Annotated in this window: 15 protein-coding genes; 7 read left to right on the top strand and 8 right to left on the bottom strand. The window is 68.2% G+C overall.

Annotated elements, in window-relative coordinates; all coding sequences use genetic code 11:
* The first annotated feature begins 49 nt into the window (after positions 1-49).
* Genes DIZ26_RS27830 through DIZ26_RS27810 form a run of 5 tightly spaced genes read left to right on the top strand, consistent with a single transcriptional unit; the run spans position 50 to position 5197 of the window.
* Positions 50-1078, top strand: a complete 1029-nt coding sequence (locus DIZ26_RS27830; RefSeq protein ID WP_112246737.1) for a hypothetical protein — start codon at positions 50-52, stop codon at positions 1076-1078.
* 7 nt (positions 1079-1085) lie between these two features.
* Positions 1086-1736 carry a DUF4129 domain-containing protein gene (locus DIZ26_RS27825; RefSeq protein ID WP_112246735.1) on the top strand — a complete coding sequence of 217 codons (651 nt, stop codon included), beginning with the start codon at positions 1086-1088 and terminating at the stop codon, positions 1734-1736.
* Positions 1733-2884 carry a DUF4350 domain-containing protein gene (locus DIZ26_RS27820; RefSeq protein WP_112246733.1) on the top strand — a complete coding sequence of 384 codons (1152 nt, stop codon included), beginning with the start codon at positions 1733-1735 and terminating at the stop codon, positions 2882-2884. Before DIZ26_RS27825 ends, DIZ26_RS27820 begins: the two co-directional genes overlap by 4 nt.
* Positions 2881-3894, top strand: a complete 1014-nt coding sequence (locus DIZ26_RS27815) for an AAA family ATPase (RefSeq protein ID WP_112246731.1) — start codon at positions 2881-2883, stop codon at positions 3892-3894. The genes DIZ26_RS27820 and DIZ26_RS27815 overlap by 4 nt, the downstream gene beginning before the upstream one ends.
* 10 nt (positions 3895-3904) lie before the next feature.
* Positions 3905-5197 (top strand): DUF58 domain-containing protein, encoded by a 1293-nt coding sequence (locus tag DIZ26_RS27810; protein ID WP_112246729.1) that lies wholly within the window; start codon positions 3905-3907, stop codon positions 5195-5197.
* On the opposite strand, the gene DIZ26_RS27805 is transcribed toward DIZ26_RS27810, so the two are convergent.
* From DIZ26_RS27805 to DIZ26_RS27775, 7 genes are all read right to left on the bottom strand, one after another.
* The gene (locus DIZ26_RS27805; protein WP_112246727.1) at positions 5194-6129 is read right to left on the bottom strand and encodes an ABC transporter ATP-binding protein; all 936 of its coding nucleotides are present in this window, start codon (positions 6127-6129) and stop codon (positions 5194-5196) included. The two genes, DIZ26_RS27810 and DIZ26_RS27805, sit on opposite strands and share 4 nt — an antisense overlap.
* Positions 6123-7082, bottom strand: coding sequence for an ABC transporter ATP-binding protein (locus DIZ26_RS27800; RefSeq protein ID WP_112246725.1), 960 nt, complete (start codon positions 7080-7082; stop codon positions 6123-6125). Before DIZ26_RS27800 ends, DIZ26_RS27805 begins: the two co-directional genes overlap by 7 nt.
* On the bottom strand, positions 7082-7960 hold the full coding sequence (locus DIZ26_RS27795) for an ABC transporter permease (RefSeq protein ID WP_112246723.1): 879 nt from the start codon (positions 7958-7960) through the stop codon (positions 7082-7084). Before DIZ26_RS27795 ends, DIZ26_RS27800 begins: the two co-directional genes overlap by 1 nt.
* Positions 7957-8988, bottom strand: a complete 1032-nt coding sequence (locus tag DIZ26_RS27790) for an ABC transporter permease (RefSeq protein ID WP_112246721.1) — start codon at positions 8986-8988, stop codon at positions 7957-7959. The genes DIZ26_RS27795 and DIZ26_RS27790 overlap by 4 nt, the downstream gene beginning before the upstream one ends.
* A gap of 22 nt (positions 8989-9010) precedes the next feature.
* Entirely contained in the window at positions 9011-10810 is a 1800-nt protein-coding gene (locus DIZ26_RS27785; RefSeq protein WP_112246719.1) for an ABC transporter substrate-binding protein, read from the bottom strand.
* Positions 10811-10959: 149 nt separating this feature from the next.
* Positions 10960-11778, bottom strand: a complete 819-nt coding sequence (locus DIZ26_RS27780) for a DUF1206 domain-containing protein (RefSeq protein ID WP_332872748.1) — start codon at positions 11776-11778, stop codon at positions 10960-10962.
* Positions 11747-12745 (bottom strand): stage II sporulation protein M, encoded by a 999-nt coding sequence (locus DIZ26_RS27775; RefSeq protein ID WP_112246715.1) that lies wholly within the window; start codon positions 12743-12745, stop codon positions 11747-11749. The genes DIZ26_RS27780 and DIZ26_RS27775 overlap by 32 nt, the downstream gene beginning before the upstream one ends.
* 101 nt (positions 12746-12846) lie before the next feature.
* Here DIZ26_RS27775 and DIZ26_RS27770 point away from each other — a divergent pair, with 101 nt between their 5' ends.
* Both DIZ26_RS27770 and DIZ26_RS27765 read left to right on the top strand, forming a co-directional pair.
* Positions 12847-13830 (top strand): RDD family protein, encoded by a 984-nt coding sequence (locus DIZ26_RS27770; protein ID WP_232828631.1) that lies wholly within the window; start codon positions 12847-12849, stop codon positions 13828-13830.
* 30 nt (positions 13831-13860) lie between these two features.
* Positions 13861-14598 (top strand): helix-turn-helix domain-containing protein, encoded by a 738-nt coding sequence (locus DIZ26_RS27765; RefSeq protein ID WP_112246713.1) that lies wholly within the window; start codon positions 13861-13863, stop codon positions 14596-14598.
* Here DIZ26_RS27765 and DIZ26_RS27760 read toward each other — a convergent pair.
* Positions 14580-15002: a hypothetical protein gene (locus DIZ26_RS27760; protein ID WP_112247174.1), complete on the bottom strand. Its 423-nt coding sequence runs from the start codon at positions 15000-15002 to the stop codon at positions 14580-14582. The genes DIZ26_RS27765 and DIZ26_RS27760 overlap by 19 nt on opposite strands.
* Positions 15003-15106: the final 104 nt, after the last annotated feature.

The raw sequence follows: 15106 nt of genomic DNA, 5'->3' as shown, positions 1-15106 counted from the left end.
CACAGCCGTGGTCAGCGACAACCCGGCGGGGTCGGGGAGGAGGCACGGCATGCGCGACGACATCGGCGTCCGCGAGGGCGCGGGCGAGCCGTTGCGGCCCTGGCTGCCGGCCGATCTGCTCGACAACGCGGCACGCACCATCTCCGAGAACAAGGCGCTCATGCTGGGCCTGCCGGTGCTCGCCGGGATCGGGCTGACGGCCGTCCAGGCGCTGCTGACCCAGCTGACCGTGCCCGGTGGGATCAGCGGCTTCTTCGGCGCCGAGAGTCCGCTGCAACAGGCCGGAGCAGCGCTGCTGCTCATGTACGCCGTGCAGCTGGTGCTGTTCACCATGGTCTCCAGCATGCTGGCCGGGATCATCGCGCTGGCCGCGGTGCGCAGTCAGCTGGCGCACCGGGTCGGCCCGAAGGAGCTGCTGCGGCTGGTCCGGCCGTCGTTGCCGGCTCTGGCGCTGGTCGGCGTACTGCAGTCCTTCTCGGCTGTGCTGCTGATCGCAGGCTGGGGTCTGGCGGTCTTCGGGATCGGCTCGGGGACCGACGCCGTGCTGTCCTCCGAAGCGGCCGGATTCATCGCGGTCGTGCTGATCCTGGGCGGCGGTCTGCTCACCTTGATCGTGGGGCTCCGGCTGATCCTGGCCGGCACGGTCGTCCTGCTGGAAGGCAAGCACGCCCCGGACATCGGCCTGTACATCCCGGCCCGGGTCGGCGTCTGGGGTTCGCTGAAACGGTCCTGGCAGCTGGTGCACGGCCGGTTCTGGCGCGTCTTCGGCATCCTGCTGTTCGCCGGTGTGGTGGTGAACATCGTCAGCTACGCAGTGCAGTACGGCGTCGTCACCTTGTTCTTCACCCTCGGCTCCTGGACCTCCGACAGCAACAGCACCAGCGCTGGGATCATCGCCCTCGCGGTGGGAGCCGCTGCCGGCACCGCCACCGTACTGACGCTGATCGCGAGCCTCTCCTTCATCTCTGCCGTACAGGCCCTGATCTACCTCGACCTCAGGGTCCGGCGCGAAGGACTCGACCTCTGGTTGCGTCCGGTCCTCAAGCCGCCCACACAGCCGAGCGGACCGAGCTGGTGATGCCCTGATGGAACTGGACCCGTTGATGCGGCTCGAGCCGCCGGTGGACATCAGCCGCAGCGACGCGGCTGCCGAGGCCGCCAAAGAGTTGTCCAAGCCGGTCTACGGCCAAGCGGGCGACTCGCTGGTGGCCCGAATCGTCGGGAAGGTGCTGGACTGGATCGGCGACCTGCTCGGCAACCTGGCCGGCAACTCGTCCGACGGCCACGTGGGGCTGATTCTGCTCGTCGCGCTGGTCGCCCTGATCGTCATCGTGGTCCTGTGGCGCGCCGGAGTCCTCCGTACGACGCGCAGCACTCCGCGGACGGTCTTCGACACCGACAAGCCCCGTACTGCGTCCGTCTACCGCGCCCAGGCGGAACAAGAAGCTGCCGCCGGCAACTACGCGGCTGCTGTCCGAAGCCGGTTCCGTGCTTGCGTCGCGGAGCTCACCGAGCGCACGGTGCTCGACGAACGCGCCGGCCGGACGGCGTACGAGGCTGTCGCGGATGCGGGGCGCGCCGTACCGGCTCTGCGGGATGTGCTGCAACCAGCGGCCCTGGTGTTCACAGAGGTTGTCTACGGCAACCGTCCTGGTACGCCGGAGCGGTACGCGCTCGTGGCTGCCGCGGACGAGGCGGCTCGCAAGGTGTCCACACGAATGCTGGTCCAAGGATGAGTGCGACCACTGCCGTCGGGCGTAGCGGTGCCGAGAGCTGGCGGGTACTACGGCTGCCGCTGCTCATCACCTGCGTCGTCGTGCTGGGTGTGCTGGTCGTCATGATCGCCACCGCGGCACGGACCTCGGGACCGTTCAGCCCGGACTCTGCAGAGCCGACCGGCGCCAAAGCCCTGGCAAGCCTGCTGGAGAACCACGGTGTGAACGTCGTCGGCACCGAGGAACTGCGCGACGCTGTCGGCGCTGGAAGCGACCGGACGCTACTGGTCGCTCCCGGCGGTTCACTGAGTCGCTCCGACTGGCAGCGGATCGCCGACGCCCGGTGGAGTCACGTGGTGCTACTACGGCCGAGTGCCCGAGCACTCGACGTGCTGGCACCCGGAGTACAGGACGTCTCCCTGGGATTGCCGAAGGGCAGCCGGGCGCCGGACTGCGACCTGAAGGCAGCCGTTCAGTCGGGCACAGCAACGGTCTCGGGTACGTCGTACTCCGCACCCGACTCCGCCCAGGCCTGCTACGGCGACGGGATCAACCACACCGTCATCCGGCTCGAGACCGAGGGCCGGATCGTCGATGTCATCGGCTCGCCACGATCGTTCACCAATGCGGAGCTGGCCACGGACGGCAACGCCGCGCTAGCGCTGAACCTGCTCGGCACGCATCTCGAACTGGTCTGGTACGTCCCACAGTTCGAGTCCTCCAACACCGCCGACGACGACAGTGACGGCGGCAAACCACTGATCCCGCCGGACGTCCGGTACGTCGCGTGGGCGCTCGCCTTCGCCGTGTTCGTCGTAGCGCTGTGGCGCGGTCGCCGGCTCGGTCCGGTCGTCGCCGAACGCCTCCCGGTCATCGTCCACGCAGCGGAGACCACTGAAGGCAGGGCGCGCCTCTACCGACGCTCCCGAGCCAGAGACCGTGCTGCCGCGGCGTTGCGCGAGTCCGCGATCGGCAAGCTGCACAAGGCACACGGCATCCCGCGACGTGCGGAACCCGCGGCAGTGGTCACGACGGTTGCCGCCCGCACCGGCCGGGATCCGGCGATGCTGTACGAACTCCTCTACGGTTGGCCACCGGTCGACGACGCCGCCCTCATCTCCCTGTCCCAAGAGCTCGACCTGCTCACCCAGGAGGTAAGACGCCCGTGACTGCACAGTCAGCGTCAAGTGCTGATTCCACCACTGCTTCCACGACTGCCGAGGTCACTCCGGAGCGGGCTCGGCAGGCTCTGGTCGAGCTGCGGACCGAGATCGGCAAGGCAGTGGTCGGCCAGGACACGGCCGTCACCGCGCTGGTGCTGGCGCTGCTGTGTCGTGGTCATGTCCTGCTGGAGGGCGTCCCCGGTACGGCGAAGACGCTGATGGTGCGAGCGCTGTCGATGGCGATGCGGCTGGACACCAAGCGGGTCCAGTTCACACCCGACCTGATGCCCGGTGACGTGACCGGCTCGCTGGTGTACGACGCGAAGACGAGTGAGTTCGAGTTCCGGCAGGGCCCGGTGTTCACCAACATCCTGCTCGCGGACGAGATCAACCGAACGCCACCGAAGACCCAGGCCGCCCTGCTGGAGGCGATGGAGGAACGCCAGGTCACCGTGGACGGTACGCCGCGCAAGCTGCCGTCGCCGTTCGTGGTCGCCGCGACGCAGAACCCGATCGAGTACGAGGGAACGTACCCGTTGCCCGAGGCACAGTTGGACCGGTTCCTGCTCAAGGTGACGCTGGACATCCCGCCGCGGGACGCGGAGATCGCCGTACTGGCAAGGCATGCGAGAGGGTTCGACCCGCGCGATCTGGTGGCTGCCGGGTTGCGTCCGGTCGCCGGTCCCGAGGATCTGCTCGCGGGGCAAGCGGCGGTGCGGCGGGTCGCAGTACGGGACGATGTGCTGGCGTACGTGGTTGACCTGTGCCGGGCGACTCGGCAGTCGCCGTCACTGCAGCTCGGCGTGTCGCCGCGTGGCGCTACCGCGTTGCTGGCGGTTGCGCGTGCTTGGGCGTGGTTGTCGGGACGGGACTATGTGATTCCAGACGACGTGAAGGCGATGGCGCGTCCTTGCCTACGGCATCGAGTGCAGATCCGTCCCGAAGCAGAGCTGGAAGGGGTCACGGCGGACGCCGTACTGGAGAGCGTGCTGGCTACTGTGCCGGTCCCCCGGTGATGGTGGGCTGATGGTTGTCACCGGGCGGGCTGGTGCGCTGGCTGCGGTCGGCGTGGTCTTCGTCGCGCTGCTGATGCCGCGGTGGGCGGGCGTCGGCTTGGTGGTTGCTGTCGTGGTGCTGGTGTGCCTGGTCGACATACTGCTCGCTGGGTCGCCGCGACGGCTGCAGCTGAGTCGCGAGGGCGACACCGCAGTACGGCTTGGTGAGCAGGCCGTGGTGACGCTGCTGGTGGCCAATCCGCGGCGGCGCGTGAAGGGGTTGCTTCGCGATGCGTGGCCGCCTTCGGCCGGAGTGCAGGATCCCCCGCACCAGCTGGACCTGCCTACTGGCGAGCGACGTCGGCTGACCACGCACCTGGTGCCGACGCGACGTGGGGACAGGCAGGCGTACAGGGTGACTGTGCGGTCGATCGGGCCGCTCGGCTTCGCTGGACGGCAGGGTTCGCACAACGTGCCGTGGACCGTGCGGGCGCTGCCGCCGTTCAAGTCGCGCAAGCACCTGCCGTCGCGGCTGGCCCGGCTGCGTGAGCTCGACGGCCGAACCGCCTTGCTGGTAAGGGGTCAGGGCACCGAGTTCGACTCGCTGCGCGACTACGTGCCAGGTGACGACGTGCGCAGCATCGACTGGCGAGCCACCGCCCGACGCGGCAACGTCGTACTGCGTACTTGGCGACCGGAGCGCGATCGGCAGGTCGCGATCGTCATCGACTCGGGCCGGATGTCGGCCGGCCGCGTCGGCGACGCACCTCGCCTCGACCACGCCATGGATGCCGCGCTCCTGCTGGCCGCTCTCGCCACTCGCGCGGGTGACCGGGTCTCGTTGCTGGCTTGCGATTCAGAGGTGCGTGCTGACGTACGCCGACCTGCTCCGGAGGACGTCCTGCCGTCGTTCGTGAACGCCCTGGCGAACGTGGACGCTGAGCTGGTCCAGACCGACTTCCGGGTCGTCGTCTCGCAGGTCCTGGAGCGACTCGGCCAGCGTTCGCTCGTAGTACTGCTGACCGGCCTGGACCCTGCCGTCATCGAAGAGTCCCTGCTCCCTGTCATCGGCCCGCTGCTGCGGCGACACGTCGTCGTACTGGCCTCTGTCGCCGACCCCCGCCTCACCGAGATGGAAGAATCCCACGCCGACCTGATCGAGATCTACGGCGCCGCCTCGGCCGCCCGAACCCGCCTCGACCGCGAACGAGTCACCGCCGTCCTCACCCGAGCCGGCGTCACAGTCGTCGACGAGAACCCGGACCACATCGCCCCAGCCCTCGCCGACACCTACCTGGCCCTCAAGAAGGCCGGCCGGCTCTAGATCGTCAGGTGGCAGGCGGACTGGGGTTCGGGGATCGCGGGCAGGACCGGCAGGAGGGTTGTCTGGCAGGTGGGGGCTATTACATTGCCAGCAGCAACTACCTGGCAGCGTGGGTGGAAGCGGCAGCCGGTGGGGATTCGGGTGGGGTCCGGGGGTTCGCCGGTGAGGACGATGCGTTCCGGTGACTCCGGGAGGACGGAGAGGAGCGCTTGGGTGTAGGGGTGCTGGGGAGCGCGCAGGATCTCTTCGGTGGGGCCGGATTCGACGATGCGGCCGAGGTACATGACGGCTACCCGGTCGGCGATGTTCCAGGCGAGGCCGAGGTCGTGGGTGACCACCAGTGCCGACAGGCCGAGGTCGTCGCGGAGGCGGAGCAGCAGGGCCAGGATCTCGCCGCGGACGGAGGCGTCGAGCGAAGCGACCGGCTCATCGGCGATCAGCACCTTCGGATCGAGAGCAAGTGCGCCGGCGATCACGACACGTTGCCGTTGGCCACCGGACAGTTCGTGCGGGTAGCGCAGGAAGAAGCGTTCCGGCGGCCGCAGACCGGCGCGGGAAAGGGCTTCGGCAACCACCTTCTCCTCGTCGGGGAGGCCGTGGATCCGGGGGCCTTCGGCAACGGCCTCGTAGACGGTCTGGCGCGGATTGAGCGAACCCATCGGGTCCTGCAGGACGAGTTGCACCTCGCGCCGATACGCCTTGAGCGCCCTGGCCCGGTAGGACAACGGCGTTCCGTCGTACGAGACGGTCCCCGCGGTCGGGCGTTCGAGGCCGAGCAGTGTGCGGGCCAGCGTCGTCTTGCCGCAGCCGGACTCGCCGACCAGGGCGACGATCTCGCCCGCGCCGACGGCCAGGTTGACGCCGTCCACCGCGCGAGCGGCGGGCCGGCCGCGCGAGGCGAACTCCACTCGCAGATCAGTTGCCGCTAGCAAGATTCCTCCAGAACCAGCACACAGGCCGCCGTACGCCGGTCGCCCGCCGGGCGAAGGTCGATGTCGACGGTCGAGCAGGTGTCGAGCGCCACCGGGCAGCGGGGATGGAACACGCAGCCGGACGGGAGCCGTTGCGGATCCGGCGGGTCGCCGCCGAGGCCCTGCGGCGCGAGCCGGGAGGTGGGATCACCGACCGTCGGGAAGGCCGCCGCGAGCGCCTGGCTGTAAGGGTGCCGGAAGGTGCCGCTCGACGGACCGGCCTCGACCACGCGTCCGGCGTACATGACCGCCAGCCGGTCGCAGGTGTCGGCCAGCACGGACAGGTCGTGGGAGATCATCAGCAACGAGATCCCCCGCGACGCGATCAGGTCCTTGATCAACGCCAGCACCTGCGCCTGCACCATCAGGTCGAGCGCGGTGGTCGGCTCGTCGGCGATGATCAACTGCGGTTCGCAGGCAAGCGCCATCGCGATCATCACCCGTTGCCGTTGACCACCGGACACCTCGTGCGGATAGCTGCGGGCACGCCAGGCCGGCAATCCGACCTGTTCGAGCAACTCCACGACCCGCGCGCGGGCCTTCTCAGGTGTCGCGAGTTTGTGCACGAGCAGCGGTTCCGCGATCTGGTCGCCGATCCGTTGCACCGGGTTGAGCCCGTGCTGCGCGCCCTGGAAGACGATCGACGCCTCGGCCCAGCGGACCGCGCGCAACCGCCCCCATTTCATCGCGAGGACGTCCTCGCCGCCGAGCAGGATGCGCCCTTCGGTCCGGGCATCCTTCGGCAGCAACCGCAACATGGCCATCGCCAGCGTCGACTTCCCCGAGCCCGACTCGCCCACGATCCCGAGCGCCTCACCGGCCTCCAGCGACAACGACACGCCCCGTACTGCGAGTACGTCGCCCGACGCGATCCGATAGGTGACGGAAAGGTTGTCCACCTCGAGCAGGCTCATCAGACCGCCCTCCGGAGTCGAGGGTTCAGCACTGTTTCCAGCGCCCGGCCGCAGAGCGTGAACGCCATCACGACGGTGACGATGCACAGACCCGGGACGAGGATGTACCACCAGGCACCCGAGGTCGCCGCACCCCAGTCGTACGAACCGCGAAGCATCGTTCCCCAGGAAGTCTTGTTCGCACTGACGCCGAGGAACGCCAGCGTCGACTCCGTGACGATCGCGCTCGCCACCTCCAGCGTCGTACTTGCCAAGAGCAACGGTGCGACGTTCGGCAGCACGTGTCGCGTGGTGATGTGCCAGTGGCCGCCACCCAGAGCTTGTGAGCGTTCGATGTAAGGACGAGCCTCCACCGCCAGCGTCTGCGCGCGGATCAGCCTGGCTGTCGACGGCCAGGAGGTGACGCCGATCGCAGCGATGATCGTCAACGTGCTGCCACCCAGGATCGCCGCCAGCACGAGCGCGGTCACCAGCGACGGCAGCACGAGGAACCAGTCGGTGATCCGCATGACGATCGCGCTGATCCAGCCGCGGAAGTGGCCCGCCGCGATCCCGAGCACCGTGCCGATCACCATGCTGAGCAGGGCCGCCAGGAATCCGATCAGCAACGAGGTCCGCGATCCCCACCAGATCATCAGCAGGATCGACCGCCCCGACTCGTCCGTGCCGAGCGGGTCGTGCAGGCTCGGTGGCGCCAGCTTCGCACCGGTTCCGCTGACGACGTTCGTCACGCCGGCGTCGATGAACAGCGGCGCGACCAACGCCAGCAGCACCGCGACGACCAACACGATCAGACCGGCCACACCGGCCTTGTGGGTCCGGAAAGATGCCCAGAACCGTCCGAAAGCAAGGCGTCTGCGCGTCCAGGCGATACTCATGCCGACCTCACCCGCGGGTCGAGCAGGTGATAGACCACGTCGGCCAGCGTGTTCATCAAGATGACCGACACCGTGATCAACAGGAAGGTGCCCTGCATCAACGTGAAGTCCGGCACCCGGATCGCCTCGTAGAACAACTGCCCCAGCCCAGGCCAGCTGAAGATCGCCTCGACGGTGACAGCTCCGCCCACCACGAAACCGATCCGCATGAACACAAGCGTCACCGTCGGCAGCAAAGCATTCGGTACTGCGTGCCGCCGGCGAATCTCGTCGTCGCGCAAACCCTTCGCCCGCGCCGTCGTCACGTAGTCCTGCCCGACCTCGTCGATCACCGACGACCGCATCACCAGCAGGTACTGCGCGTAGACGACCGCCACCATCGTCAGGCACGGCAGCACCATGTGCTTCGCAACGTCAAGCAGGTAAGGGAATCCGGACGGCGCGTCCACGCTCTCGATCCCTCGGGTCGGGAAGATCCCCGGGATCGGCCCGATCCCGGCCGCGAACACCATCAACAGCAGCAGGCCGAGCCAGAACGTCGGGACCGACCAGAGCACCAGTGAGATCCCGGTCGAGATCTTGTCGAACCGGCTCCCCGGTCGCCAGCCGGCCCGGGCGCCCTGCCAGATCCCGAGGCTGACCGCCATCACCAGCGCAGTACCGGTGAGCAGCAACGTCGAACCGATCCGCTCGCCGATCAGGTCGACCACCGGCCGCTTGTACTCATACGAGACACCGAGGTCGAAATGCACCGTCTGGTTGACGAAATGGACGAACTGCTCGGCCAGCGACTTGTCCAGGCCGAGCCGGTGCCGCTCGAGGTCGAGCTGCTCCGGCGTCATGTTGCGGCCCTGCGCGAGCGCCCGGACCGGATCGCCCGGCAGCAGGCGGAAGGCGAAGAACGTCGCGACGATCACCATCGCGATGCTGAGCAGGGCCCCACCGACCTTGGCGGCGGCATACCGCAGTACGCCGTGTCGGGCGGGGCCCTCCTCGATCGCCTCGGCCGCGGGCTGCGCGACCGTCATCGGCTCGCTCGCAAGAGGCCGCTCATTCGCGGTCGTCCGCAACACCCTGGCGACGACGGGCCAAGAACAGCCCGGCTCCGACGAGCACGATGACGGCGGCACCCAGCCCGACGTACAGGCCCGTGTTCGACCCGTCGTCGGCCGCGTCGCCGTCCTTGGAGACTGCTTCCAGCGTGTAGAACGGCCAGTAGCCGCTGCCGCCGTACAGCATGCCCTTGTCCTCGGGGATGGGCGTGACCTTGGCGATCCGGTCCTTGCGGTAGCCCTCCAGATCGTTCGGGTAGTAGAGGGCGATCACCGGCGCGTCGGTGTAGAGCCGCTGCTCCATCTGCTTGATGATCTCGGCCCGCTTCGGCCGGTCGAGTTCCTTCTGCTGCTGCCGATAGAGCGCCTCATACTGCGGGTCGCAGTAGAACGACTCGGTGCCGCCACCCTGGCCCGAAGCGGTGGGACGCCTGCTGCAGAGGTGGGTCGCGAGCACCTCCTCCGGGTCCGGGTTCACCGACCAGCCGCTGATGGCGAGGTCGAACAACGCCGTCGTACCGGTCTCCTCGGTGAACTTGCTCGAGTCCAGCCGCTTGGTGGTCAGCACGATGCCGATCTCCTTGAACCAGCCGGTCAGGTACTCGGCGAGCTTGTCCTCGATCGGTGTATCGGTGTGGATGCTGAACCGGAACTGCAGTTTCCGCGACCCGTCCGGCATGGTCCGGATCCCGTCGGCACCCTTCTTGTACCCGGCGTCGTCCAGAATCTTGTTGGCCTTGGCAACATCATGGGTGACCTTCTGGTCCCCGGTCGCGGACCAGAAGAAGTCCTTGTACATCGGCGGCACGATCGACCCGTCGGCCGGTACGGCGAGTCCGTTCTGCACCTCGTCGACCAGCTTCTGCTTGTCGATCGCGTAGTGCAGCGCCTGGCGGACCCGCTGGTCCTTCAACGCGGGATGCCCGTCGCCGATCGGCTTGTTGTCGCTGGTGGTGGCGCCGAGATTGACCTGCAGGTAGGACGACCGGCGGCCCTGGGTGTTCCACTGGACGATGTTCGGGTCACCCTTGAGTGCCTCGAAGTCCGGTGGCGCGAGCCGGCCGATCAGGTCGATGTCGCCCTTCTTCAACCCCACGACGGCGGCGGCCGGGTTGTCGTAGAAGATCACCTGCAACTCGTCGATCTTCGCCGGCCCACGCCAGTAGTTCGGGTTGGCCTTCAGCTTCACGTACTGGTCCTTCTTCTGCTCCACCGCGATGTAGGGACCACTGGTGACAGCAGGGAAGTCGTCGGCCTCGTACTTCGAGATGTCGCCGACCTTCTCCCAGACGTGCTTGGGCATGATCGGGACCGGGTTGTCGAGCATCGACGCCTGCGGGGCCTTCAGCTTGATCGTGAGGTCCTGCCCGGCCGCGGTGACACTGGCGAAGTTCTCCACCGCCGGGCCGTTCGCGGTCTTGGCGCCGTCGTCGGTCATCATCTTGGTGAACGTCCAGGCGGCGTCGTCGGCCGTGATCGGCTGCCCGTCCGACCACTTCGCGGCCCGGATCTTGAAGGTCCAGGTCAGCCCGTCCGGCGAGGTGGTCCAGGACTCGGCCAGGTCCGGACTCGGTTGCAGCGTCTTCGGATCCGGCACGGTCAGGAAGCCGTACATCCAGCGGTGGATCGACGAGGAGACCAGCCGGACGGCCAGAAACGGGTTCATCGAGTCCATCGCCTGGGTCGCGCCGACCCGGATCACCTTCGGCTTGGCCGGCTCCGCCGCCACCGCCGGGGACGCCAGCCCGCCGAGCGCCAGTAGCCCGATCGCCGCCAGTGCACAGATCACTTTCCGCATCGCCGCACGCACCTTCCGCCCTGGTGGTTGTGGGAGAAAACCACACCATCGAGCGGCAGCGCGTCAACGATTTACCGGTTTTGTCATATTTCCGTTGCTTGGCACCACCGGCGCCCGCGTACGGCGTACCGGCGGTGCTGGGCGTTTAATCAGTGCCGGGCGTTGCGGGACCAGACGAAGCAGTAGACGCCGAAGCAGGCGAAGCCCAGTGCCACCAGGGTGAGCAGGGCGGTGCCGAACGGTTGGTCCTTCAGGGTTCGCAGGGCGGTGTCCAGGCCGCCGGCCTTCTTCGGGTCGTAGTCGATCGCACCGAAGACGAACAGCACACCGGTGACGGCGAACGCGATTCCCTTGGCGAGGTAGCCGAGCCGGCCGAGCAGGATGGTCGTCCTGGAGACACCGCCGTTGAGGTCTTCGAGGAACTTCTTCTTCCACGCCTTGTAGATCTGGTAGAGACCGATCCCGAGAATGACCAGGCCGGCGGCGGCGATCAGGAGCCGGCCGCCACTGTGTGCCATCAGCCGGGCGGTCAGTGCCTTCTGGTTGCCGCCGCTACCGCCGGTGGCGACCTTGATGGCGCTGATGCCGAGCACGAGATACACGATGCCGCGGCCGACCGCCGACACCTTCCGGTCGGTCTTCAGGTGTCCGTAGACAAGCTGCAGCACCCGCCAGATGACCAGCGCGAACAGGCCGATGGCGACGATCCAGAGCAAGGCCGTCCCGAACGGCTTGCTGGCGAGCTCCTGCAGGGCGCCTTGCTGGGAGGCCTGTTCCGACGTCCCGCCCCAGGCGATCTGCAGGGCGATCCAACCGATGAGCAGATACACCACGCCGTACGCGATCAAACCGACGGTGATCGACCAGTCGTAGACGCGGCTCTGCTGGGCTTGCTGGGCGGTCCTCATACGGTCTTGGTACCCGCCTGCAAACTGCTCAGGCCGAGACGGGGACCGACGCCTCGCGATCGGCTTCCTCGACGTCGCCGTACTCGCCGGCTTTCCAGGCGCGCCGGCCGAGCGTCCAGACGTAGACGAAGAACGCGGCCTCGGCGAGCACACCGATCCCCACCCGCACGGCGGTCGGCAGCGGGGACGGGGTCACGAAGGCTTCGATCATCCCGGTGACCAGGAGGATCACCGCCAGGCCGATCGCCATCCCCACGGTCGCGCGGCCGGTCTGGGCAAGTGCCTGCATCCGGGTCCGTGGGCCTGGCGCGATCCACGACCACCCTAGCCGCAGACCGGCCGCGCTGGCGACGAACACCGCGGTCAGCTCGAGCAGGCCGTGCGGACTGATCAGACCGAAGAACACCCCTGCCTTGTCGTGGCTGATCATCACGCCGGCCACCACGCCGAGGTTCTCCGCGTTGCTCCACAACACGAACATCGTGGGCACCAGCAGCACGCCGATCGCGAGCACGGCCGCGGAGATGGTCGCGTTGTTGATCCAGACGTGCAGCGCGAAGTCCTGGGCCGGATTCTCGGAGTAGTAGCTGGCGAAGTCCTTGTCGACCAGTTGCTGGATCTGCGCCGGCGTCGCGACGGAGTCGAGCAGCTCCGGGTGCGCGATGATCCGCCACGCGATCCACGCGGCGACTGCGTAGAACAGCGCGCCGATCGTCAGCCACCAGCGACGTGAGGCGTACAGCGCCGCGGGGAAGCTCACGAGGAAGTACCGCGAGATGTCCCGCCAGACAGGAGCCTGTACGCCGGTGACCGCACCCCTGGCGTCCGCTATGAGTCCTGAGAGCCGCCCAACCGTCACCGGGTCGGCTCCGCCCGCTCGCAGGGCCGACAGATGCGTACCGACGCGCTGGTAGAGAAGCACGAGCTCGTCGGCCTCGGCACCGGTCAGCCGCCGCTGCCGCCGGGTGAGCTGCGCCAAGCGGTCCCATTGAGGCTGGTGAACCGACACGAACGCCTCTACGTCCATCCCGCCCCTCCGTTCGGTCCCGACCAGTCTCCCGTACGGCGGGGTCGGGGGCGCGCAGCGGCCCTCCTATGCAGGACACTGGTCGCAGGAGGGAGGCGGACGTGTCTCAGCTGGTCACGGGGGAAGCGGTCGTCCTCCAGGTGCGGATCGCGCGGATGCCGACCCGCGCACTCGCCTGCGCGATCGACGTGGTCATCCAGGGCATCGTGCTGGCCATCCTCTTCACCACGCTGTTCGGCTTCCTGCTCACCAGCGCCAGCGACGCGCTGCGGGGAGCGATCATCTTCTTCGTCCTGCTGCTGGTCCTGGTCGGCTACCGCGTGGTGATGGAGACGCTGACCCGCGGCCGCACGCTCGGCAAGCTGATGCTCGGCCTCAAGGTGGTCCGCGACGACGGCAGCTCGATCCGGTTCCGGCATGCGCTGGTGCGGACCTTGCTGTGGCTGTTCGTCGACTTCGCGCCGTGGTTCGCCGCCAGCCCCGGCATCGTGACGAGCCTGATGAACAAGCAGGGCAAGCGGATCGGCGACCTCGTCGCAGGCACCGTGGTGATCCGCGAACGGCATCAGCCGATGGCCTCACCGCCGCTGTTCGTACCGGCGCATCTGGTGCAGTGGGCGCACTCATTGGAGCTGTCCCGGCTGTCCGACGAGCTGGCCAACACCGCCCGGGAGTACCTCGCCCGCTACACCGAGCTGGAGCCCGGCGCGCGGATCGCGCTCGGCGACGCGCTCGCTTTCCGTGTCGGCGGGGTGACCGCACCAGCACCACCCGTGCAGCTCTCGTCGCCCGCGTTCCTGTCCGCAGTACTGGCCGAGCGCCGCCGCCGCGAACTGGACCGGCTGGCAACCCAAGGCCCTCGATTCGTCGCCTACACCGGACCCTTCGGGACCGCCTACGCACCGCCCAGCCCGACGGCCTACGCACCGCCCAGCCCGTACGGCGCCCTGCCGCCGCAGCCGGTGCCGCAAGGCCTCCCCTACCCGCCGCAGCAGCCGGCGCGCGGAGTACCGGTCAGTGCGCCTACGAAGGTGAACGCGCAGGGCTGGCATGCACCGGGCAGCGAGCCCGATCAGTGGTCATAACTGTCTGAGGCACCAGGCAGACTGCGTGGGGTGAACTTCTCTCAGGCCCTCCGGTCGGCCCGGCAGGAACGACACCTCAGCCAGCTCGACCTCGCGCTCCGCGCCGGCACCACGCAGCGGCACCTCAGCTTCATCGAGTCGGGGCGTTCGCAGCCGGGACGCACGATGGTCGTCCGGCTCGGCGAATCGCTGGAACTCTCCCTCCGCGACCGCAACGACCTGCTGCTCGCGGCCGGCTACGCCCCGGTGTATCCGCAGACCGGGCTCGACGCCCCCGAGCTGGAGCACGTGCGATCGGCGCTCGACCACATCCTCACCGGACACCTGCCGTACCCCGCCATCGTCGTCGATGCCGACCACAACCTCGTGCTGGCGAACGACGCCTTCACCCTGTTCACCGAAGGCGTCGCGGAGAAGCTGCTCGAACCACCGATCAACGTACTGCGGTTGTCACTGCACCCCGACGGCGTGGCGCCCCGGATCGTCAACCTCTCCCAGTGGGCCCAGCACATCCTGGACCGCCTCCCACCGGGCGAGTTCCGCGACGAACTGGCTGCCTACGTCCCGCACGTCGAGCCCGGCCCCGACCACGTCGGCTTCGCCGCGCCCATGCACCTGCGCTCCCCGCGCGGCGACCTCCACCTCACCACCACGATCACCACCTTCGCCACTGCCCTCGACGTGACGGTCGCGGAGCTGAAGCTGGAAGCCTTCCTCCCCGCCAATGCCGAGACCGCCGCCCTGCTGACTCAGGGATTGGGGAACTGATAGTCGGCGCGGATGCGCCGGTCGCTGTCGATCAGCAGGATCTCGAGCCCTTCGCCGACGACCTCACCGTCGGCGGTCGACACCATCTCCCAGCTGAACTTGACCAGGTCGTCCAGCCGTACGGCGTTGTCCCGCGCCCGAAAGATGTACTTGCCATCAGCAACGAACTCCTGGTAGCTGCGGGCGACCCTGGTCTCGAGTTCGTCGTACCCGGTCGCCGTCAGCGTCGTCGCGGCGAATCCCAGTCCGGCCGCAGCGTCGCGGATCTCCTCCGGCGGGTGCAGCAGGTGGCTGCCGTTCTCGGTCCACAGGTCCTCGATCGTCCGGCGGCGCTTCTCGGCGTCGGGCTCGCCCCAGACTCCGACGTACCGGGCGACCAGGTCACGGGTGCTGTTGTCGATCATCGATTTCTCCTTGCCGGACAGTGTTTTCTCGACACCACCGATCCTGCTGTGCGGTGGCGGCACTCTCAATTCCCGGCAGGGAATGGCCCGGAGAACGCGAAGAC

Source organism: Kribbella monticola (assembly GCF_003261635.1).
GTDB classification, from domain to species: Bacteria; Actinomycetota; Actinomycetes; order Propionibacteriales; family Kribbellaceae; genus Kribbella; species Kribbella monticola.
Note: the sequence above shows the minus strand (reverse complement) of the source record. Positions and strands in the feature narration are given on the sequence as shown.